Below are 2093 nucleotides of genomic sequence, written 5' to 3'. Positions count from 1 at the left end.
GCGGGCGGCTGGTGCGGGCGGTGGGGCGGTTGTCCGCGTACCGCGAGCGCCTGCGGCACGCCTGGCGTCAGGAGCGACTGCCGGAGCTGCTGTTGCCGACGCCGGGTCCGCACCCGATGTCGATCGGGCGGGCGCCGGGGTCGATGCTGCGGCTCAACGACGCGAGCGTCTCGCGCTTCCACGCCCAGCTGCACGCCGTGCCGGGCGGGGGGTGGTCGTTGCGCGACCTGGGTTCCGCCAACGGCACGTGGGTCAACGGCCGTCGGGTCACCGGCGCGGTGCCGGTGGCCCCGGGCGATCGGGTGCGGTTCGGCGGGACGGCGTTCCGGCTCGCCGCCCGCTGAGGGCCGTCCCGACCGCCCGGTGCCGTCCGTGGACGGGGGGCGGGGCGTCCCCGCAGGGATCGCCCCGCCCCCCGTCGGAGTGATCCGACCCGCCGCCGAGCGGGGGCAGGGAAGGGCGGCGGCGGGCCGGAGGTCCGGACCCGGGACGGTGCGCGGGGCCGTTGGGGCCGCCGCGCACCGCCCGGGTGGTGCGGTGCTGCTGTTCTTCCGCGGCGCCGTGACGCCGTGGTGCCGATCGGGCCGGATCAGGCCGAGATCAGGCTCCTGGCGCCGGAGACCACCCGGTCCAGCAGGGTCTTCCCGGCCGGCTCGGCGTGGGCGGTGTGCCCGACGTGCTGCGCGTGGGCCGCGTGCTGGTCACCGGCCTGCGTACCGGCCCGGAAGCCGCCGCAGTCCACAGTCGATCCGGCCGGCGGGTTGCCGGACGCGATGTAACCGAAGGTGGTGGAGGCGCCCGGCGCGAGCGAGCCGTTCCAGCTCGCGTTCTGCACCATCACGTGGTCGCCGTGGACCATCGAGGTGCCGCTCCAGACCTGATCCAGGGTGCTGCCCGCGGGCTGGGTCCAGGAGGCGGTCCAGCCGGTCAGCGCGACGTCCAGGGCGTTGGTGACGGTCACCTCGGCCTGGTAGCCGCCGGACCAGCTGCTGACGATGGTGCGCTGGGCGGTGCACTCCGCGCCGATGGGGCCCGAACCGCCGTTGTCGCCGCCGACATCGCCGTTGCCACCGTTCTCGCCACCGTCGTTGCCGGCGCTGGTGCCGCCGTCGTCACCGCCGTTGCCGCCGTTGCCGCCGTCGTTCCCGCCGGAGCCGCCGCCCACGGTGTTGCCACCGGGACCACCGCTGCCCACACCGGGGATGGTGACCTCGCCGCTGCCGCCGTCGAAGACGACGTCGGAGCAGCTGTAGAAGTTCTCCGGGCTGTCGGAGCGGACCCAGTGCATGTAGATGATGTGCTTGCCGGTCTTGTTCCTCGGCAGGTTGGCGGTCCAGTAGTACTCGGCCTCGACCGTGCCGACACTGCCGGTCCACGGCGGGTCGGTCACCGAGTGGAAGGGCTGGTCCTCAAGGTCGTTCCAGGTCAGAGGCTTCGTGGGGTCGTAGCCGTCCTTGGTGACGTACAGGTGGAAGGTGCCCGGGTGGTGGGCCCACACGTTGTAGGTGAAGCGGAACGGCGCGCCCGCGGTCACGTGGGTGTAGGGCCAGTCGTCACGGGCCAGGTCGAAGCCCGAGAAGTCGTAGGCGCCGGAGCCACCGCTGCACAGCTGACCGTCGGGGATGAAGCCCCGGGTCCGGCCCTGGGCGTTGGACTGCAGCACCGCGAACCAGTTGTAGTAGGCCGTGGCGCCGCCCTGCTGGAGCGCGGCGCGGCAGGCGGGGTTGGTCGGGTCGATCTGTCCGCTCTGGGTGACCGCGTGCTGCCAGCACAGGAAGGTCCGGCTGCCGGGACCCATCGGTGCGCCGTGGGCGGAGGCCGAGGGGCCGGTGAAAACGATCAGACCGACGGCGGGCAGGAAGGAGAGCAGCGTCAACAGCGCAGCCCTCCTCCGTCGCCCGGGAGTTGCTCGGAATCTCATCGCGTGACGTCCCTTCGCGTGATGAGGTGGGGGGGTGGTCCATGATTCGCTCATGGGAGCGCTCCCATACAGGGGAACGTAGCGTTCTTCGTTGAACCTGTAAAGACATCGCGCACGCGGCAACCTTTCGGCCGGCGTTGCCCGTTGACGGTCCGACAGGGTGGGGGAGGGG

General features: G+C 72.6%; 2 protein-coding genes. One reads left to right on the top strand and one right to left on the bottom strand.

The features are described 5' to 3' along the window. The coding region (locus FNQ90_RS20730; RefSeq protein ID WP_143624124.1) for an FHA domain-containing protein at positions 1-344 on the top strand (344 nt) is incomplete at its 5' end. A gap of 245 nt (positions 345-589) precedes the next feature. On the opposite strand, the gene FNQ90_RS27645 is transcribed toward FNQ90_RS20730, so the two are convergent. Further along, positions 590-1876, bottom strand: a complete 1287-nt coding sequence (locus FNQ90_RS27645) for a lytic polysaccharide monooxygenase (RefSeq protein ID WP_407699404.1) — start codon at positions 1874-1876, stop codon at positions 590-592. Positions 1877-2093: the final 217 nt, after the last annotated feature.

The organism is Streptomyces alkaliphilus (genome assembly GCF_014141535.1).
Lineage (GTDB): Bacteria > Actinomycetota > Actinomycetes > Streptomycetales > Streptomycetaceae > Streptomyces > Streptomyces alkaliphilus.
The sequence above is the reverse complement of the archived record's forward strand: the minus strand, read 5'-3'. Positions and strand labels throughout refer to the sequence as shown.